The following is a 20,021-nucleotide window of genomic DNA, read 5'->3' as shown; positions in this document are numbered from 1 at the left end:
GACGGCCTGGTGGCTGCGCACATCATTGCCCGCGTGCATTCCGAAGTGGAAAGCATCCTGCCGAGCGCGCCTAGCGCCAGCGGCTCCGCCAGCTGAGGATACGCCGATGGCCGATCCACGGATCGTGGGCTATCTGAACCGGGCCGTCGCGCATGAAATGTCGGCGGTCCAGCAGTACATGGCCCAGGCGCGGCTGACCGCGCTCTGGGGCATGGCGGAACTGAGCGACTCGCTGCGGCGGGAAGCGCAGGAAGAACTGGAGCATGCGGATCGCCTGATGACCCGCCTGATGCACTACGGGCTGGCGCCTCCCGGCAGCCAGCTGGCACCGGTGCGTCTGGGGCGTTCGGTCCGCCAGCTGATGGAGTACAACCGCGCGCTCGAGCTGGATGCGGTGCGGATGTACGAAGAAGCGGTGGCGTACTGTCGCCGGACCGGTGCGCGTGAGGATGCCGCGCTGTTTGCGGCCCTGCTCGACGAAGAGTGGGAACACGTGCGCGAGATCGATGCTCAAATGAATGCAAACGGCAGCGGAGATTCCGATGGCCGAGAACGGTGACGTGGTTCCCGCAGGCTGGGAGCCTGGCAAGGGTTCGCTGGTGTCGATCAGCAAGCAGTACACCTTTGATCGTTACGGGGTGACGCGGGATTTCCTCGACCGGGTCGCGGATCTGTCCGAGGCCGACGGTTATCACCCCAACATCAGCTTCGGGACGACCTACGTGAACATCACCATCGATGCCCGGGACGGCGAAGCCATCGGCGAGGCGGATCGCGCCTTCGCGCTCGAGGTCGACCGGCTCGCCGGCGAGGTGACTTCATGACCCGGGGGGCGTAATGAGCTCGCGGGTGATCGCGGTCGTCAATCAGAAGGGCGGGACCGGCAAGACCACCCTGACGATGAATCTCGCGGCCGGGCTGGCCCGGCGCGGCCGGACCCTGGTTGTCGACGCCGATCCTCAGGGGTCGGCCGGGCAATGGGCGCGCATGAGTTCGGAGCGCAAGCCGTTCCCGGCATCCGTGTTCGCGGTGGCCGGGCCGCTGGACCGGGAGGTGGCAAACCTGCGTCGGGATTATGATTTCGTGGTCATCGACTGTCCGCCGACCCTGGAAGGCGGTGCGGTGAACGGGGCCCTGGCAGCGGCGGACCTGGCACTGATCCCGGTGCTTCCTTCGCCGGTAGACCTGTGGGGCAGTGTCCGCATGGGGACGGGCCTGGAGGACGCGCAACGGGCGAACCGGGATCTGCAGGCGCGTATCGTGGTCAACCAGCTTGAGGTGCGGAGCGCGCTCTCGCGCGCAATGAAGCACGCCCTCATGGAGATCGACATTCCCGCACTGGAGCAGACGCTGCGGCGGCGGGCCATCTACCGGCGTTCGGCGCTGGAAGGCAGCTCCGTCTATGATCTGGGGAAACCCGGACAGGCGGCGGCGGCCGAGATCGAAGCCATCATCGAGGAGGTTTCACAATGAGTGACCTGCAGAACAAGCTGGCGGCCGGCGTGCGCGCGGCGCGCGAAAACCAGGACAACAAGGGCGAGGCATCGGGCACTTCGACGGAGGACAAGTCGAGCGCCAGGTCGGAGTCCGGCACGGAGCAGAAAACGGCGGAGAACAAGCCGGCGCAGAAGCCCGCCTCGGGCCAGTCGTCGGCCGGCAAGGCGACGACCGGGACGCGCGGCAGCACGGCGAAGAAGCCCGCTGCAAAGAAAACCGCGGGCAGTTCCGGCGGGTCTGGCGGGTCCGGCGGCACGCGCAAGAGCAGTGGAACGACGGCGAAGAAGCCGGCCTCCGGCGGCAGCCGCGGGAGTCGCAAGGACTCACCGGGGAACGACGATCGCGCCACCGGTGATGCGCCCTGGGAGAATCTGCATCCGGATCGGGTCTGGCCGGACTGAGCCGAAACGGAAACGCGAGCATGGCCGGGCGCTGCCCGGCCTTTTTGTGAAGGAGCATTGCCATGCAGGACGAACTGCGCGAATACCGGGTGACTGCAGAGCCCTATTATCAGCCGGTCGCCGACGAGGTGGAGCTGTACGAGGCGGCGTATGCGGCGCGCATGCCCATGATGCTCAAGGGTCCGACGGGCTGCGGCAAGACGCGCTTCGTGGAGCACATGGCCTGGAAGCTGGGCAAGCCGCTGGTAACGGTGGCCTGCAACGAGGACATGACCGCCTCGGATCTGCTGGGGCGGTATCTGCTGGATGCGGAGGGGACGCGCTGGCAGGACGGACCGCTGACCATGGCGGCCCGGCTCGGGGCGATCTGTTATCTAGACGAGATCGTGGAGGCGCGGCAGGACACCACGGTGGTGATCCATCCCCTGACCGACAACCGGCGGGTGCTCCCGCTGGAGAAAAAGGGGGAGATGGTCGAGGCGCATCCCGACTTCCAGGTGGTGATTTCCTACAACCCGGGTTATCAGAGCCTGATGAAGGACCTGAAGCAATCGACCAAGCAGCGCTTCGGTGCGCTGGATTTCGACTATCCGGATCATGCGACCGAGACACGGATCGTCGCGCACGAGGGTGGCGTGAGCGAGGATGTCGCGGACAAGCTGGTCAGCGTGGCCGAGCGTGCACGCAATCTGAAGGGGCACGGCCTCGACGAGGGCATCTCCACCCGCATGCTGGTGTATGCGGCCACGCTGATCGGGAAAAACGTGCAGCCGTTGGCCGCCTGTCGCATGGCCCTGGTCCGGCCCATTACCGACGATCCGGACATGCGCGATGCGCTGGATTCGGCGGTAACCACGTTCTTCTAGACCGCCTTCGAGGCGGCGCGGGCGCGCGATGAGCATCCATCTGGAAGACTATCCGGACCTCCTCGATGATCTCGGGGAACACGCCGCGCAGGTGCTGGAGTCCGCGTGGCACGAGGCGACGCGCGCGTTCAGTCCGGGCGGTCTGGAGCGCTATTACCTCGAGGGCGCGCGCAGCCTGCATTCGCTCGGACGCGGTACCGAGCTGGTGATCGCGTTCATCCAGGAGGCCCCGGGGCTGGCCCAGGAGCTGGGCGAGGATGCCGTCGCGGAACTTCTGAGTTCGTCCATCCGGATGTATTCCAAGACCAGCTCGGCGGTGATCACGCTGGTGATCTCGACGGCGCCCATTGCCGCCCGTCGCCTGGGGGACCATTCGCTGTTCGAAGGTTATCTGCGCCTGCTGGATTCGTTGCTCGGGCAGGCCCCGCGTGGCGTGCGCCCGATGCTGGAGCATCTCGACGAGCTGCTGAGCCATCTGACCCTGGGCGGGCTGCGACGCTGGGCCACCTGGGGCGCGCAGGCCCATCGCACGGATCTCGAGGCGCAGATCGAATACTTCGGTCTGCAGTCGCCGGAGTCGCGTTCGGTGTTCCAGAAAGAGCGCCGCGGCACGCTGTTCGTGGACGTGCAGCGGCGCATCAACCTGTATCTGCGCTCGCTGTGGGGGCGCGATTTCTTCATGCGTCCGACCAGTGGCGATTTCGAGTCGCGCGAGGGCTACCGGCCGTACATCCAGGGCTTCACCCTGTTCCTGCCGGATGCCTTCGACGATACCGACGAGCTTTCCGGTCTGGACCTGTATCGCGCGGCGGCCGCGCATGCCGCCGCGCACATGGTGCATACCCGCGAGCGTCAGGAAGAGGAGGCGCCGCGGGGGATCCGGGGCGCGCTGGTGGAGCTGTTCGAGGATGCCCGGGTCGAGGGGCTGACACTGGCCGCGTTCCCGGGGCTGGGTCAGATCTGGAAACCCCTGCACACGGCCACCCCGGAAGACGGCGATGCGCCGCAGCCACTGCTGGCACGGACCGCGCGCGCCCTGATCGACGCCGATTACACGGACCCGCACCCGTTCGTGAACGAGGCGCGGGCAGCCTTCGCCCGCGAGTCCCATCTGGAGCGTGCGGGACTGGCGGCGGAACTGGCGGAAGCGCTGGCGCCGGCGTTCCCGGAGAAGGGCTACGTGAACCCGAAGCAGATCGCGCCCGAGGTCGTCTACCGCGACGACAACCGCTATATCTGGGCGGTGGGCCGCGAGGACGAAGAAGAGGCGGAGGTGCTGGCCGCACACGGCTCCGGCCAGGAACGGATCTACGTCACGCCGATGGAGATGATCAACACCCTGGACGTGCCCAGTGCCGGGGACGATGCCCAGCAGATCATGGTCCTGGCGACGGAGTTCTTCCGTGATGGCGAGGACACCAGCATCAACGCGCAGGAGGGCAAGGAGCCGATCTCGCTGCCGTTCCACTATCACGAGTGGGACTACCAGATGCAGCTGGAGCGCCCGCACTGGGTGACCCTGCTGGAGCGCCGCCCTCCAAAGGGCGATCTGGACGAGATCGACGCGATCAATGAGAAACACAAGCCGCTGATTGCCCGTCTGAAATACCTGATCGAGGCGATTCAGCCACAGGGGATGCAACGCCTGCGCCGCCAGCCCGACGGCGACGAGCTGGACGTGAACGCGCTGGTGGAGGCACAGATTGACCTGCGCATGAACCGTCAGCCCGATGAGCGCATCTACACCCGCAATCTGCGCCAGGAGCGGGATCTGTCCGTGCTGGTCCTGCTGGACCTGTCGGAGTCGACCAACGAGACGGTGCGCGGGACCGACACCTCGGTGGTGCAGCTGGCGCGTGAGGCGACCACGCTGCTCTCGGGTGCAATTTCGCGCATCGGCGATCCGTTCGCGATCCACGGCTTCAACTCGGACGGGCGGCACGACGTCGAGTACTTCCGCTTCAAGGATTTCGATGCGCCATGGGACGACACTGCGCGGGCGCGTCTGGCGGGGATGAAGGGGGCGCTTTCCACGCGCATGGGGGCGGCCATCCGGCATGCCACGGAGCAGCTGCGTGCCCGCGGCTCGCAGAAGAAGCTGATGCTGGTGATTACCGACGGCGAGCCCTCGGACACCGACGTGCGCGACCCGCAGTACCTGCGCTTCGACGCGCGCCGCGCGGTGGAGGAGGCCGGACGCAATGGCGTCCACAGTTTCTGCATGAGCCTGGACCCCAACGCCGATGATTACGTGGAGCGCATCTTCGGCAACTACTACATGGTGCTGGACCGGGTCGAACGGCTGCCGGAGAAGCTGCCGATGCTGTATGCCGGCCTGACGACCCGTTAACGGGGGGCGGCGTGAGTCAGAGTGATTCGACGCGGGATTCCGGCCTTCCGCAGGTGATGCTCAAGTCGGAGCTGCCGGCGCATCTGATCCGGCATGCGACCCTGCGCCAGCTGCAGGTCTTCGAGGCGATCGTGCGCCTGGGCAGCTTCACCCGCGCCGCGGAGGAGCTGCACCTGACGCAGCCGACGGTGTCCATCCAGATCAAGAAGCTGTCCTCCGCGCTGGGGCTGCCGCTGTTCGAATACGTCGGGCGCCGGGCGTCGCCCACCGAGGTCGGGCTGCTGCTGTACGACACCTGCCGCGAGATGCTGGGGGCGCTGACCAACCTGGAGATGAAGCTCGCCGAGATGCACGGCCTCAAGCGCGGCCGGCTGCGCCTGGCGGTGATCACCACGGCGCAGTACTTCGCCCCCAGCATCCTGGGCCAGTTCGCGCGGCGCTATCCCGATGTGGAGCTGTCGCTGGAGGTCTCCAACTTCGACCGGGTACTGGATCGCCTGGCCAATAACGACGACGACCTGTACATCATCGGCCATGTGCCCGAGCGCCTGACCGACGTGGCGGTGTATCCCTTTGCGCCCAACCCGCTGGTGGTGATGGCCAGTCGCGATCATCCGCTGGCAGGGCGCCGCAACATCCCGCTGCAGGAGCTGGAGCAGGAAAACTTCCTGATGCGCGAGCCGGGCTCGGGGATCCGCGAGTCGACCCTCAAGCTGTTCCAGGAACACGGCATCAACCCGCGGGTGCGCATGGAGCTGGGCTCCAACGAGGCGATCAAGCAGGCGGTCATCGGCGGTCTGGGGATCTCGGTGCTGTCGCTGCACACCCTGAGCGCGGAGGGTGCGGAAGGGCCGGTGGCGCTGCTGGACGTGGAGCATTTCCCGATCCACCGTCAGTGGCACATCGTGCATCCGCGGCAGAAGGTCCTGTCGGTGGTGGCGCAGACCTTTCTCGACTTCGCCATCCAGGACGAGGCGCGCCTGCGCAATCAGATCGAGGACATGCTGGCCGCCTTCAAGGCGCAGGCCGATGCCGGACAGGGGCCGTCCGCCGGATGAACGGCGCCGGCTGACAGGCCCGGCTGACAGGCTATGGGGGGCGGTTTACAATCGCCCGCAAAATCCAACGTTTGATCAGGGCCGCCACGGCGCCCGCGGAGAACACCGGTGAAGAATCCTTCCGACGACCGGCCGCGTATCAGCGGCACCCGGTTCATTGATGCCGACAGCGAGCCGCGTGCCCGCTTCAGCCTGAGTGCCTCGTACCGGGACCAGCACCACCCGGTGACCGGCACCGGTGGTGACCCGAACTTTGGCGCCATCGATACCCCGGTGGACGAGAGCTGCGTGGTTTGCGCCCCGGCAACGCGGCGTCTGGCGGAAGAGCTGTTCGAGCGCTGGAACGATGCGCTGAAGACCGGCGACGCCGACCGGGTCACCGACTGCTACGCCGAGGACGCGGTGCTGCTGCCGACGGTGTCGAACGTTCCGCGCACCACGCGCGACGAGATCCGCGACTATTTCCGCCATTTCCTGGAGAAACGGCCCGAGGGCACGATCAACCAGCGCAACGTGAAGTTCGGCTGCAACAAGCTGACGGACGCCGGGACCTATACATTCCGCGTGCGCGACGGCGGCGAAGTCAGGGAAGTCCCGGCGCGCTACACCTTCGTCTACGAGAACCGTGACGGCGAGTGGAAGATCGTGCATCACCACTCCTCGATGATGCCCGGCAACGACTGAACCGAACCGACAGTCCCGTGCCCCGCGAGAGCCGGCGCGGGGCGACGTTTCTGACTGGAGGCAAGGACCATGGTTTCCGAACCGGTCGTTCTGTTTTTCCTGCTCGGCGCGATCGCCGGGCTGGCCAAATCCGATCTGAAGATCCCGATGGCGGTGTACGAGGCACTGTCCATCTTTCTGCTGCTGGCCATCGGCCTGCACGGCGGGGTCAAGCTGGCCGAATCCGATCTGGTGCCCCTGCTCCTGCCCGGACTGGCCGTGCTGGCGGTGGCGGCGTTCATCCCGCTGATCGCCTTCCCGGTCCTGCGCTGGGTCGGCCGCATGACCCGCGCCGACTCGGCCTCCATCGCCGGCCACTACGGCTCCGTCAGCGTGGTGACCTTCTCGGTGGCGGTGGCCTACCTGGCCCAGCGCGGGCTGGATTACGAGGGGCACATGATCGTGTTCCTGGTGCTGCTGGAGATCCCGGCGATCGTGATCGGCATCCTGCTGGCCAAGGCCGGCACCGGTGGCGGCACCCGCTGGGGCAAGACCCTGCACGAGGTGTTCTTCGGCAAGAGCGTGTTCCTGCTGATCGGCGGGCTGCTGATCGGCTATCTGGCAGGTCCCGAGAACATCGAGCCGCTGGAGCCGATGTTCTGGGATCTGTTCAAGGGCGTGCTGGCGCTGTTCCTGCTGGAGATGGGGCTGGTGGCCTCCAGCCGCATCGCCGAGGTGCGCAGTTACGGGGTCTTTCTGGTGGCGTTCGCGATCGTGATGCCGGTGGTGGCCGCGCTGCTCGGCATTGTGCTGGGCTGGGGGCTGGGCATGTCGCTGGGCGGCACGCTGCTGCTGGCCACGCTGTACGCCAGTGCCTCGTACATCGCGGCGCCGGCGGCCATGCGCATCGCGGTGCCGGAGGCCAACCCGGCACTGTCGATCGGGGCCTCGCTGGGGGTGACGTTCCCGTTCAACATCTTCGTCGGCGTACCCCTTTACTTCTGGTTGGCCGAACAACTCTACGCAGTCGGAGGATAGGGCATGGAAGGCGAACCGATGCGCCTGATGGTGATCGTCACCGAGGCGATCCTGGAAGACATGCTGGTCGACGAGATCCGCAAGCTGGGTGCCAGCGGCTACACCGTGATCGACGCCCGCGGCTGGGGCGAACACGGCAAGCGTCGCGGCAACTGGCGCCAGGGCGGCAATATCCGCATCGAGGTGCTGGGGTCCGAGGAGCTCTGCACCCGCATTGCCGCGCACATGCGCGACACCTACCAGAAGGACTACGGGCTGCTGATCTACACCACCGACGCGCTGCTGCACAACTGAGGCGGCTGCGGCCATGGGCGCGCGGGAGGACGCAGAACTGGCCGCACGCGTGCGCGACGCGACCGGCGCCCGCGCGGCATACCCGCAGGAGCGGGTGCAGGGGCTGTGGAGCGGTTACGGCGAGATCCGGCGCTACCGCCTGGAGAATGCACCGGTCCCCTCGGTGATGGTGAAGGACGTGCGCTACCCGGCAGCCGTCAGCCACCCGCGCGGCTGGGGCGGCGGGGTTTCCGACCGGCGCAAGCGGCGGTCCTACGAGGTGGAGCGTGCCTGGTACTCGGATTTCGCCCCGCGGCTCGATCCGTCGCGCTGTCGGGTCCCGCGCTGTTTCGCCGCGGACGGTGACGATCACGGTGGCTGGATGATCCTGGAGGACCTGGATGCGGCCGGTTTCCCGGACCGCCGCGAGCGCCTGGACTTCGACGGCGCGGTCCTCTGCCTGCGCTGGCTGGCCGAGCTGCATGCCGCGTTTGTCGGCACCGCACCCGACGGCCTGTGGCCGGTCGGAAGCTACTGGCACCTGGCGACCCGCCAGGAAGAATGGTCCGCCATCGAGGACCCGGCCATCCGCCGCACGGCCGCGGAGATCGATCGCCGGCTGAACGCGGCCCGCTTTCACACCCTCATCCACGGCGACGCCAAGGTCGCGAACTTCTGTTTTGCCGCTGCCGGGGGCGCCGTGGCGGCGGTGGACTTCCAGTACGTCGGCGGCGGCTGCGGGATGAAGGATGTCGCCTATTTCATCGGCTCCTGCCTCGACGAACACGAACAGGAACATCGCGAGGCGGAACTGCTGGACGCCTATTTCGACGCCCTGCGTGGTGCGCTGCACGATCACCACCCGGAAGTGGAGGCGGCCGCGCTGGAGGCCGAATGGCGGGATCTGTTCCCGCTGGCGCAGGCCGATTTCTACCGCTTCCTGGTCGGCTGGAGCCCGGATCACTGGAAGATCCATGACTACAGCCAGCGGGTTGCCCTGGAAGTCGTACGGCGGCTGGATCCGGGGCCGGCCTGAGGCGCGCCGGATCGGCTGGCCTCCTACGGTTGCCCCGGCCGGTAGGAGGCCGGCCCTCCGGCCGATTGTGCGTTCGGGCTGTCTCCTGCGCCGGATCGGCCAGAGGCTGGCCTCCTGCGGGGCGAACCTTGCCGCCCGGTGGGAGGCCGGCCCTCCTGCCGATTGTGCGTTCGGGCTGTCTCCGGCGCCGGATCGGCCAGAGGCTGGCCTCCTGCGGGGCGAACCTTGCCGCCCGGTGGGAGGCCGGCCCTCCTGCCGATTGTGCGTTCGGGCTGTCTCCTGCGCCGGATCGGCCAGAGGCTGGCCTCCTGCGGGGCGAACCTTGCCGCCCGGTGGGAGGCCGGCCCTCCTGCCGATTGTGCGTTCGGGCTGTCTCCTGCGCCGGATCGGCCAGAGGCTGGCCTCCTGCGGGTCGAACCCTGCACCCGGTGGGAGGCCGGCCCTCCGGCCGATTGTGCGTTCGGGCTGTCTCCTGCGCCGGATCGGCCAGGGGGCTGGCCTCCTACGGGGCGAACCCTGCCCCCGGTAGGAGGCCGGCCCTCCGGCCGATTGTGCGTTCGGGCTGTCTCCGGCGCCGGATCGGCCAGGGGGCTGGCCTCCTACGGCACCTCCGCAGGAGGGTGCCTTGCCGGCGCGCGATGACAGGCACCGGGTGACCCTCCATGATGGGGACTGGTCGAACGGAGACCGCCGCGCGATGATCCCGCTGTGGTTCAAGCTGAGCTGGCTCGCCTTCCTCGCCGTGCTGGTGCCCGTGTACCTGCAGGAATACGGGCCGCTGAATTTCCTCTGGCTGTCCTCCATCGCGCTGGTGGCCGGCTGCGCGGCCGCCTGGCTGGAAAACCGGCGTCTCGCCTCCATGCTGCTGGTCGCGGTCCTGCTGCCGGAGCTCGTCTGGGTCCTCGACCTGGTGCTCAGCCTGCTGCTGCTAGGCAATCCGGTCATCGGTGCCGTGCACTACATGTACAACACCGACATCCCGCTGCACGTGCGCCTGCTTTCCCTCTATCACCTGCCGTTGCCGTTCGCGCTGCTGTGGATGGTCTGGCGCCTGGGTTACGACGCGCAGGCCTGGAAGTGGTGGCTGCCGATTGGCTGGGGCGTCCTGCTGGCCAGCTACGCGGTCGCGGAGGAGGGGGGCAACCTGAACTGGGTACTGGGCCCGCACGGCCAGCCGCAGGAATGGGTCGCACCCGAGCTGTGGCTGGCGTTCGTGGTGCTGTTCTGCACCGTGATGTGGTGGCTCACCCACCGCCTGGTGCGGTGGGTGTACCGCCGGTTTGGGGGCGCGCGACCGGGCGTGAGAGAGTGACGGCCGAAGCGCAAGGAAACGAGGGGGGATCATGGATGTTCGTTACGATTCGGGTGAAGTGGTTTTGGTTTGTCGCAACCGCCACGATGACCGATGTCTCTTCTACCGGCTGGACCCGCACGCGGACGACCCGTTCATTCCCTTGCACGAGACCGGAGGGGCAAGCTTCGATCGTCACTGGCGCATGGCCCGCGTCGGAGGCTATCTGCTGCAATGGGGCCCGCTGGGCGAACGCGATGGTGTATCCGGCTATCCCTACGCGCTGAGGGAGTTCGATCCTTCACTGGCCAATCCACTGCTGGGGCCTCTGGTGCAGGGCGGGTTCTGGGAACAGAACAAGTTCCTTGGACATCGCACGCATTACGGTGATGATCCCGACGAAGGGCAGCAACTGGATCTGGTGCCGGTTGGCAGTTTCGTGCTGTGTCTGATCCCCACCCGTGGTCGGGGCACCTTCGAGTTATGGAATTTCGATCCCCGGCCCGATGCCCCCGGGAGCGAAGATCCGATCCCGGAGCCCTATTCCGCACAGGGGGAGTTTACTCGCGGGCAAGGAGCGTTCCCGCTGATCCGCAAGGGTCACACGTTGCTTCCGATGGGCGATTATGTCCTGGAGCGTCTCCCCGGAGGGCGGCGTTTCCATCTGTGGAGCTTTGACCCGCAGCTCGACAACCCGCTGTCCCTTCCGGTGATCCGGGAGGGTTCCTGGAACGAGATCGATGACGGCCACGAGCTGACGGTGGTCGGTAACCAGCTCCTGGACTGGTGCCCCGGTCATGGTCGTTACCGGCTCTGGACCCTGGATCCGAATCTTGAGGAGCTCCTCGCGGGGCCCGTGCGGGAAGGTCGACTCCCCGCGGCGATGGGCCCCGACTCGGAGCTTGTGGCATTCGAGGCCTCGCCCCGCATTGATAGTGGCAAGGCGGTGATTCCCGGGACGATGGATTTCATGCGTTCCAGGATTCGGCATGTTGTGTACTACATGCTCGAAAGCCGGTCTTTCGACAACGTGTGTGGCTGGTTGTACGAGAATGGTGGACGGGATTGCCACTTCATTGGTCGTACGGATCCTTTTGACGGTGCGACCACCGAGGATTTCAACTGGCATGGTGACCGCAAGGTGCACGTCAGTCAGTTTCACGACGGTGTCTTGAGCGAGGAATGGGATCTCGACACCCCCGGGCAGGACCCGTTTCATCACACCAGCGACAGTCTGCAGCAGATGTTTTCGGACATATCCGGTTACTGGCGAGGCGAGCCGCCGGATATGCAGGGATTCATCCTCAATACGGCAGACGATCAGGTGATGCAGACACTGAGCCCGGAACAGCTCCCGGTGCTCAATGGACTGGCACGTCATTTCGCCGTCTCGGATGAATGGTTTTCGTCGATTCCGGGAGGAACCGATGTCAATCGAGCCTTTTCGCTCACCGGCTCGGCATTCAATCGGCTGGGGACCTGGGAGGGCGGCAATGCTTATCAGTACTGGCCGTGTTATCCGCGCCGCCAGTCGATCTGGAAGCTGCTCTGGAGTCATGGCATCACCGACTGGAAGATTTACAACGCGGTGCTCTGGCAGGACGCGGTCTTTACCCGGCAGCTCTTCCTGCGTGGTCAGGTTCCGTCACTGGATGCGGAGCCGTCGCGGTACCTGGCGGATATCGAGCAATTCAAGACGGATGCCCGTCGCGGCGAACTCCCGGCTTTCAGTTACCTTGAGCCGGCCTGGATCGCCCCGTCCGGTTCTACCTCGTACCATCCCGGGAGTGACCTGGTGCCCGCGGAACGGACCCTGAACGAAATCTATGAGGCGCTACGCGACGGGCCCGCCTGGGAAAACACGCTGCTGGTGATTACGTTCGACAAGAACGGAGGTACCTACGATCACGTATCTCCGCCCTATGCATGCAAGCCCTGGCCGAATGACGGAGTGGATGGTTTCCGGTACGACCTGATGGGCCCCCGGGTGCCTGCCATTATGGTGTCGCCGTGGATCCGGGAGCGGAGCGTGATCCGATCCGGCGGAACGGTGCCGTTTGACTCGACCTCCTTCGGCGCAACCCTGCTCCAGTGGTTTGGGGTCCCGCGATGTTCATGGTGCCTGGGAGATCGCATGGTTCATGCCCCTTCCTTTGAATCCGTGTTGCAGGCGGATGAGCCACGCCAGGACGGTCCGAGCTTTACGCCGCCGTATGATCAGTCGAACCCGCGGTCACCCCACCGGTAGTGATTGCAGGTCTCGTCCCACCCGGCGGGCCGCCGGGCGGGCGGGGGCACGGGATCCCGGATGTCGTCGGGGTCGTACCGGCAATCATGGCTGGCACAGGCGTTGGCCTCATGGGCCGAGCAGTAATTCCAGGCCTCGGTGAATGAATCACAGGCGGCTTCCGGGTCGTTGGTATCAAGCTTGACCTGGATGCACAGTGACTGACGGTCCTCGGCGGACGGTTTTCCGGACCAGCGATCCTCGCACTGTTTCCGGACGGCCTCGGGTGAAGCCCCGGGGTCTTCCGCCATGGCGATCAGCCAGCATGCGGACACGAAATCCTTCTCCTCGTCCTCAATCAGGTTGAGCGATCCGCGGCCACATTTTTCGCTCGGGTTGTCCGGACAGCAGTTGTAGGAGGTGACATCCGGATGGTTGGTGGCAATCCAGGGGGTTGCCGGAGCGTCGGGGGCCAGGGAGGTCGAGCCGGTGTCGAGCACACGGACCGTGTCTCGCCCGATCATGCGGGCCCAGGTGCGGCGGGCATCGGCGCCGAATACCGCTACTGGCCGTGATTCATCGGGCTGCGTTGCGAGGAGTCGCAGCATCGGCCGAAGGAAGTCTCCGCCCGGACCGGTGCGGTCATCGAACCATTCCACTGGATCCGGCAGGTAACCGGTCTGGCCGGTGCCCGGTGCTGCAATCGGACGGGCGTCCACGATGGTCTGGAAGGCATCCGGATTCTCTGCGCCCGCGGCCCCCATGATCCGTCCCCATCGGCACATCGTGTAGTTTTCCAGATAGTCCTGTCCGGTGAGGGTCGGGATCGGGGGGTAATCGAGGAAAAGTACGGTGCGCTGGCTCGCCAGAGGCAGGCCCAGTGGCAGAAACAGGGTCCAGGGTTCACCGGCCTGTGGATGCGGGTCCCAGCAGCCTTCCCGGGCCTTGCAGGCCTCGACCCCGCGGCGGGCCTGAGTGGCGTGCTCCGAATCAAGAAAGGCTGGATGCACGGTCGCATAGCTACGGGTCGTCGCGTTCTCGGGCTGGATGCGGACTCTGACTCGTTCGTCCGTTTCACCTTCAACCAGACTGACCGACACCTCGGGGTCGGGGACGCCGTCTCTCTCGAGCGACTGGGTCGTGAAATGTTCGATGGTTGCGGTCAGGTCCTCGTAGTCGCTGGCGTACGCCTCCGGGAGCCAGGATGCGTCGGGGTAGAGCTCGCGGATATGCGGCTCCGGTCCCAGGTCATATTCGACGGCTCCGGGGTTGTCGGCCATGGCGGGAATGCCGCTGCCCAGGCCCATGGCGATCATGACTACCGTCAAAAGCACCGGGCGGTTGTGGATGCAGGTACGGGGTGCTGGCATGGATGAAGTCCCTCTCTGTCTGCGGGCCAACAGGCCCCTGGTTCATGACGGGCCGGATTCGCGGGCGGGGTCCGGTGACCGGGTGTCGGCGGGGCCAACGACCCGGTTGCGGCCGGCCTTCTTGGCGCGGTAGAGGGCTTCGTCGGCTTCGTTGATCAGATCCTGACGTCCCCCGAGGCCCGAAGGGGTCCGGGTGGCGGTCCCGATGCTCACCGTGACCACGTCCGCGGTCGTGGAATATTCGTGCGGCAGCTGCTGCTCGAGGATGGCCCCGCGCAGCCGCTCGGCCGTCGCATGCGCGGCATCGGTGTCGATGCCGGGCAGGATCACCATGAACTCCTCGCCGCCATAGCGCACCGCCAGCTGTTCCGGGTCGTCGAGGGTCTCGCGGATGATGCTGCCGATGGTGATCAGGCAGTGGTCGCCGGCGGGGTGCCCGTAGTGGTCGTTGTAGGGCTTGAAATGGTCGACGTCGAACATGATCAGTGACAGGGGCCGCTGTTCGTGCCCCAGGCGGTCCCACTGTTCCTGGAGGTAGTCGTCGCCGCGCCGGCGGTTCGCAAGACCGGTCAGGCCGTCGCGCTCGGCGAGGTTCTGCAGCTCGCGATTCACTTCCTCGAGCTGGCGGGTGCGTTCGGCCACGCGGTCCTCAAGGGTGCGGGAATACTCCCGAACCTGTTCGTAGAGGCGGGCGTTTTCAAGCGCGACGGCGGCCTGGGCGGCCAGCAGACGGACGACCTCGGCGCGGTCCGGGGGAAAGGCGCCGGCGGTCAGGTTGTTTTCCATGTACAGCGCCCCGACGAAGCGTTCCCGTCCCAGGGGTACGCAGAGCACGGAAACCACCTGGCGCGCGGCGATGGCGGGGTCGTCGGTGAAGGCCCCCTCCTGGCTGGCGTTGTCCAGGACCACGGGCTCGCCGCTGCCCAGGACGTGACTGACCAGGGAGATCGGCAAGGCGATGCCGCTGCCGTCGGGGGTGATGGCGCCGGGGCAGGGTCCGGGTTCGAGTTCGAGTTCGGGGCCGGGCGGTGCCTGCGGCAGTTCGCCGGCCATGGCTTCCACGCCGGGCAGGCCCCGGTCCCGTCGGATCAGACAGGCCCACTGGCCGCCGGCGTTTTCGAGCAGGATCTCCAGACTGGTGCGCAGCAGCTTCTCGGTCTCGATCTCTCCGGAGATGGCGCGCGAAGCCTTCATGATCGAAGCCAGATCAAGATCCTTATGGTCCAGGGCGTCATCGCCGTGATCGCTACCGGGGCCGCCGATCTCCTCCAGGACCGGATGCCGTTCCTCCAGCAGGCGCACCTTGCGCCGCGCTCCCCAGCGCGCGTAAAGCCGGTGGGCGGCCCGCAGGTAGCCCTCGGCCGCACGGCGGCGACCCCGGTCCAACAGGTGCGATGCGGCCCGTTCGCTGGCCATCGCCTCGTCGCGCATGAAGCCGCTGGCCGCGGCCGCTTCGATGGCGGCCTCGTATCGCTCCATGGTCGGTTCGTCGCTGCCGGACAGGCGTTCCAGCTCGGCTTCCATCAGATACTGCAGGTGCAGGAAGTTGTCCGGACAGTGGTCGGCCCAGCGCCGGATCCGGTCCAGGTCTTCCAATAGCTGGTGCCGCATCGGGTCGTCGGGCGTCGTGACGCGGTCGGGATGGACCCGGACGCAGGCCAGGAAATCCAGCAGGTAGAAGCGCGCCAGCTGCGGCAGCGACATGGCCGAACGGATCAGACGCTGCCGGCGGGCCAGGTGCTCCAGGGCGTGCTCGGGGGCGTCGTGCAGGACCGCGACCTCGGCCTTGTAGATATGGTAGTTGGCCACTCCGGTCATGAACTGGCGCTGGTGCATGCCGTCGAGGCAGGCGTGTTCGTCGAACCGCTCGTCGCTCAGCGACAGCGGGTCCCGCGTGAGGCCCTGAAAGGCGTACTGCATCTGCAGGAAGAGGGTGGCCGAATCCAGCGAGTCGCGATAGTTGCATTCGCGGACGATCGCGATGTTTTCCTCGTGCTGGCGCGTGGCCTCCGGCAGGTCCAGAGCCGGATCCCAGATCACGCAGTCCTGGGCACTGTAGGCCAGATAGAGGAGATCGCCGGACTGGTGGCCGGCCTCGATGCCGCGCCGGAACCACGGGGTCAGGCTGGACCAGTGATGGCTCCAGTGGTGGATGAACATCGCGTAGACGTAGATCACCCGTGCCCGCAGGGCGAGGTCGTCGAACCGTTCGTTGATGGCCAGACCCAGGCGCCCGTACTCGAGCCCCAGCGCAGGGTCATCCAGCTCGCCACACAGCAGCATCCCGTAGGCGGCGTGGATGAAGGCGGCTTCGGGACAGTTGCCATGGCGCAGGGACAGATTCACGCCCTTGAAGACCAGGTAGGGAAACAGGTTGCCGCTGCCCGACAGGAACGATGCCGGGAAGATCTCCATCAGCAGGCGCATGGCGAGGAGCACGGAACGGTCCTCGACGTTCGGGGCGTCCAGCAGGTCGGCGATCGCCCGATCCCCCAGATGCTCCGTGATGCGTGCGCGCTCCTCGGCCACCTCGCGGTCGCCGGGATCCTCGTGGATCTCCACGCCCAGCAGGCGCAGGCCCTCGATGGCCGTGTGCATGGAGGCCTCCATGCGGCCAAGCGTTGCGTACTGGCGGGTGCGGGTGGACAGGAGTTCCACCTTTTCGTAGGTACCGGGGGCGTGGTCGAACAGGAACCCGGCCCATTCCTCGGCCTCGTCCTGCCGGCCGGTCAGATAGGCGCATTGCTGCAGCTCCCGGGCCAGTTCGAACGCCAGTTCCGGGTGCGCGGCGTCTGTCGGTTCGGGCAGCAGGGCATGGCCGACGTGCAGCAGTTCGTAGGCGGTCTCGTAGGCCGCCACGTTGCGCGCGCGTATCCCCGCGCGCAGGTTGAAACGGGCCAGCGCAAGACGTTCTTCGGGGTCCTCGATCAGCGAGCGTCCCGCATTGAGATGGCGGACCATCTCCATCAGACGGTCGCCCTCGATCGCGTCACCGGAATGCCGACGCATCAGGCGGCCGATGGACAGATGCACGCCGGTCATCGCGCGCGCATCCGACAGGCGGTAGGCGGCCTGCTGGACGCGGTCGTGTGCAAAGCGGTAGACCGGGTTCCACCGGTTCTCTTCCGGTGCACCGTCGTCCGGGGCGTGTCCCACCAGGCGATAGTCGGCGTGCAGCGGCACGATGGTGTGCTGGCGCAGGGCGGGCATCAGGGTCTCGGCCACCTCCGTGGCCGGGCATTCGCTGATCACCGCCAGGGTCTCGAGTTCGAAGGTGTTGCCGATGCAGGCGGCGAGCTGCAGGACGCGGCCGGTGGCTTCCGGCAGCTTGCGCAGGTTGTCGATCATGAACTCGACGATGTCGCCGCTCAGTCCCGCCCACAGGGCCGCTTCCGTGTCCCAGGTCCAGCCGCCGTCGGGACCGGGACGGATGACGCCTTCGTCATGCAGTGTCTGCAGCAGCTCGCCGGTAAAGAACGGGTTGCCCCGGGCCTTGTCGTGGACCAGGTCGCCCAGCGGGCGAACCCGCGCCTCGTCGTCCTGCAGGGTATCCGCCACCATACGGCGTATGGAGTCGCGGTCCAGCGGAGCGACCGGCAGGTCGTGGACCGGGCGCCCCGCGCGCACGGCCTCGAAGGCCTGGTGCAGGGGGTGACCCGGGGGCACCTCGTTGCTGCGATAGGCGCCGATGATCAGGAGGTGGTCGGTATCGCGTGACAGGGCGAGCTGCCTGATCAGGTCCCGGGTCGGACCGTCACTCCACTGCAGGTCGTCGATGAACAGGACCAGCGGGTGCCCGCGGCCGGCAAAAACCCGGACGAAGTCGGCCAGCACGATGCGGTTGCGGTTGCGTGCCTCGTCGGGAGGCAGCTCGGCGACCGGTGGCTGGGGGCCGATGATCAGTTCCAGTTCCGGGACCAGATCCAGCACCAGCTGCGCGTTGGGAGACAGCGCCTCGTTCAGCCGTTGCTTCCAGCGTGCAAGCCGCGCCTCCGGTTCGGCCAGCAGCTGCTGTACCAGGGTGCGGAAGGCGGCGGCCATTGCGGAGTAGGCGCCCTGATGGAACTGGTCGAACTTGCCCCGTGCGAAAAAGCCCCGTTCCCGTACCAGCGGGCGGTCGATCTCGTTGACCAGGGCGGATTTGCCGACGCCGGAGTAGCCATGCACCAGGCACAGTTCGGTGCCGCCCGCCGCGGCCGATTCGAACAGCTCCGCGAGTTCGTCCAGCTCCCGTTCCCGGCCGTACAGCCGCTGCGGCAGGAGGAAGCGGGAAGGCCGGTCATGCCGCGCCGGCTCGAAGTCCTCGAGCCCAGTGCCGGACGCCACGGCCTCGGCGCACTCGGCCAGGTCGCGCGCCAGACCCGCGCCGGTCTGGTAGCGATGCTCGGGATCCTTGGTAAGCAGCCGCAGCAGGATCCGCGCAACCGCGGGCGGGAGATCGGGGGCCAGGTCGCCGGGGTCCGGAGGCGTCTGGCTGATGTGGGCATGAACCCATTCGAGGACGCCCTCGGCGGTGAACGGGCGTTGTCCGGCAAGGGCCTCGAACAGCGTGACGCCCAGGGAATAGAAGTCACTGCGGTAATCCAGTTCGCGGTTCATGCGCCCGGTCTGTTCGGGCGAGAGATAGGGCAGGGGCGCCCGACTGCCGGCCTCCAGCGAACCCTGGCGTTCGCGCCCGAGCTCCGAGGCCAGACCGAACCCGGTGAGCCGCGGCGAATCCTCGTCGGCGGGCAGGCGGATGTGGTCGGGGGTGACGGCCTTGTGCACCATGCCCCGGGCATGGAGCCCGTCCAGGATCTCCGCGATGCGACCGCCCATGGTCAGCCCCTGCGCGAGCGGCACCCGGCCGTCGGGTGCCCGCGCGAGCCGGTCGCTCAGGGTCTCCGTCACCGGCTCGGTCACCAGCGCCGTGCGTCCGCGGCCACAGGTCTCCACGGCATGGACCTGCAGGACCCCGTCGACGTCCGCCAGTGCGCGGGCGATGCGTCCGTCCCGGCGGATCTCCGCCAGCTGCCGCCGCGACGGATAATCCGAGGCCAGGGTCTCGATGACCCGTTCTTCCCCGGAGCATTCCTCGCGTGCGTGGTAAAGCACGCGTTCGCGGTCGCGGCGCAGGACGGGCCCGACCCGGTATCCGGTCAGCCGCGGGGCCTCGGTGACCATGCGGCTAACGGGTGTCGGGGCATGCGGCGGGGACGATGACCGCGTGCGGGACGCTCATTCGCGTGACGATGCGGGCCCGAAGATGCGTTCGAACGTCGCCGCATAATCCTCGCGGGCCGTGTCGCGCAGGGGCTCGCCGTGTCCGCAAAGTGCATGCCGGAAGTCCCGTTCGATCAGGCGATCGAAATCCTCGGCACCGGGTTCGGCGTTCTGCAGCCAGAGTGGTCCGATGTTGGCCGGGGTGAAGAATCCCATTTCACGCATGCGCTCGCGGGAATCGTCGGAGAAGAACGTGTCGGGAGCCGTCCAGTTCTGCAGTGCATCGCAGGCCACCAGGATGCCCCCGTCGCGGTGGAGGTGCAGGATGGCTTCGGGGATCCGGGTAGTCCGGAAGGCGAACAGGTCGGCATCGGACACCGGCAGGGCCCCGCCCGGGTCCAGAGGGTGGTCGGCCGCCAGGCCGGTTTCGTGGGTCATTTCCGGCAGGGCCCAGTAACGTGCGCCGTACTGCTGCACGTAGAACGGGTCGTCCCGACCGTGCAATGCCCCCAGGCGGACCACGTCGGTGACCCGCCCGAGCTTCTCCAGTGCCGCCAGTCCCTCGCTGTCCAGACGCACGCTGTTGACCACGATCAGGCGGTCTTCGTCGCGGATCACGGTCATGTTGCGGCTGAATTTCCAGTCGGCATCCAGCAGACGGGTTTCCATGGCGCCGGTGACGAAAAAGACGCCGTCATGGACTTCTTCGAGCGTGCCGTGTGGCAGGGCTGCGGGGAGTGTGCTCATGC

General features: G+C 66.9%; 16 protein-coding genes and 1 pseudogene. 14 read left to right on the top strand and 3 right to left on the bottom strand.

Annotated features, from left to right (window positions below):
- The 14 genes and pseudogenes from F788_RS13625 to F788_RS0105550 form a co-directional block, all read left to right on the top strand.
- Window positions 1-96: pseudogene (locus F788_RS13625) on the top strand (carbon dioxide-concentrating protein CcmK); the annotation flags it as partial.
- A gap of 10 nt (window positions 97-106) precedes the next feature.
- On the top strand, window positions 107-559 hold the full coding sequence (locus F788_RS0105610) for a bacterioferritin (protein WP_019569872.1): 453 nt from the start codon (window positions 107-109) through the stop codon (window positions 557-559).
- Entirely contained in the window at window positions 543-824 is a 282-nt protein-coding gene (locus tag F788_RS0105605; RefSeq protein WP_018871382.1) for a 4a-hydroxytetrahydrobiopterin dehydratase, read from the top strand. Before F788_RS0105610 ends, F788_RS0105605 begins: the two co-directional genes overlap by 17 nt.
- Before the next feature lie 13 nt (window positions 825-837).
- Window positions 838-1,473: a ParA family partition ATPase gene (parA, locus tag F788_RS0105600; RefSeq protein WP_019589540.1), complete on the top strand. Its 636-nt coding sequence runs from the start codon at window positions 838-840 to the stop codon at window positions 1,471-1,473.
- Window positions 1,470-1,898 (top strand): hypothetical protein, encoded by a 429-nt coding sequence (locus F788_RS0105595; RefSeq protein ID WP_019589539.1) that lies wholly within the window; start codon window positions 1,470-1,472, stop codon window positions 1,896-1,898. Before parA ends, F788_RS0105595 begins: the two co-directional genes overlap by 4 nt.
- A 62-nt stretch (window positions 1,899-1,960) precedes the next feature.
- Window positions 1,961-2,764, top strand: a complete 804-nt coding sequence (locus F788_RS0105590) for a CbbQ/NirQ/NorQ/GpvN family protein (RefSeq protein WP_018871379.1) — start codon at window positions 1,961-1,963, stop codon at window positions 2,762-2,764.
- Between the two features lie 28 nt (window positions 2,765-2,792).
- A complete protein-coding gene (locus F788_RS0105585; protein WP_019589538.1) occupies window positions 2,793-5,114 on the top strand; it encodes a nitric oxide reductase activation protein NorD in 2,322 nt (773 codons plus the stop codon).
- Between the two features lie 56 nt (window positions 5,115-5,170).
- Window positions 5,171-6,172, top strand: a complete 1,002-nt coding sequence (locus tag F788_RS0105580) for a LysR family transcriptional regulator (RefSeq protein WP_018871377.1) — start codon at window positions 5,171-5,173, stop codon at window positions 6,170-6,172.
- A 108-nt stretch (window positions 6,173-6,280) separates the two neighbouring features.
- Window positions 6,281-6,856 (top strand): SgcJ/EcaC family oxidoreductase, encoded by a 576-nt coding sequence (locus F788_RS0105575; protein WP_019589537.1) that lies wholly within the window; start codon window positions 6,281-6,283, stop codon window positions 6,854-6,856.
- Between the two features lie 69 nt (window positions 6,857-6,925).
- On the top strand, window positions 6,926-7,873 hold the full coding sequence (locus F788_RS0105570; protein WP_019589536.1) for a sodium-dependent bicarbonate transport family permease: 948 nt from the start codon (window positions 6,926-6,928) through the stop codon (window positions 7,871-7,873).
- A gap of 3 nt (window positions 7,874-7,876) precedes the next feature.
- A complete protein-coding gene (locus F788_RS0105565) occupies window positions 7,877-8,167 on the top strand; it encodes a hypothetical protein (protein ID WP_018871374.1) in 291 nt (96 codons plus the stop codon).
- Window positions 8,168-8,180: 13 nt separating this feature from the next.
- Window positions 8,181-9,182 carry a phosphotransferase gene (locus F788_RS0105560; protein WP_019589535.1) on the top strand — a complete coding sequence of 334 codons (1,002 nt, stop codon included), beginning with the start codon at window positions 8,181-8,183 and terminating at the stop codon, window positions 9,180-9,182.
- 697 nt (window positions 9,183-9,879) lie between these two features.
- A complete protein-coding gene (locus F788_RS0105555) occupies window positions 9,880-10,494 on the top strand; it encodes a hypothetical protein (RefSeq protein WP_018870507.1) in 615 nt (204 codons plus the stop codon).
- Between the two features lie 31 nt (window positions 10,495-10,525).
- Window positions 10,526-12,721, top strand: a complete 2,196-nt coding sequence (locus tag F788_RS0105550; protein WP_019589534.1) for an alkaline phosphatase family protein — start codon at window positions 10,526-10,528, stop codon at window positions 12,719-12,721.
- Here F788_RS0105550 and F788_RS0105545 read toward each other — a convergent pair.
- Genes F788_RS0105545 through F788_RS0105535 form a run of 3 tightly spaced genes read right to left on the bottom strand, consistent with a single transcriptional unit; the run spans window position 12,691 to window position 20,019 of the window.
- Complete coding sequence (locus F788_RS0105545) at window positions 12,691-14,070, bottom strand: hypothetical protein (RefSeq protein WP_231372027.1); 1,380 nt, start codon at window positions 14,068-14,070, stop codon at window positions 12,691-12,693. The two genes, F788_RS0105550 and F788_RS0105545, sit on opposite strands and share 31 nt — an antisense overlap.
- Before the next feature lie 42 nt (window positions 14,071-14,112).
- The gene (locus F788_RS0105540; protein WP_019589532.1) at window positions 14,113-19,233 is read right to left on the bottom strand and encodes a diguanylate cyclase; all 5,121 of its coding nucleotides are present in this window, start codon (window positions 19,231-19,233) and stop codon (window positions 14,113-14,115) included.
- 54 nt (window positions 19,234-19,287) lie between these two features.
- Entirely contained in the window at window positions 19,288-20,019 is a 732-nt protein-coding gene (locus F788_RS0105535) for a hypothetical protein (RefSeq protein WP_018870503.1), read from the bottom strand.
- Between the last annotated feature and the right edge of the window lie 2 nt (window positions 20,020-20,021).

Origin of the sequence: Thioalkalivibrio sp. ALE10, from assembly GCF_000381385.1 — a bacterium.
GTDB lineage: Bacteria > Pseudomonadota > Gammaproteobacteria > Ectothiorhodospirales > Ectothiorhodospiraceae > Thioalkalivibrio.
Note: the sequence above shows the minus strand (reverse complement) of the source record. Positions and strands in the feature narration are given on the sequence as shown.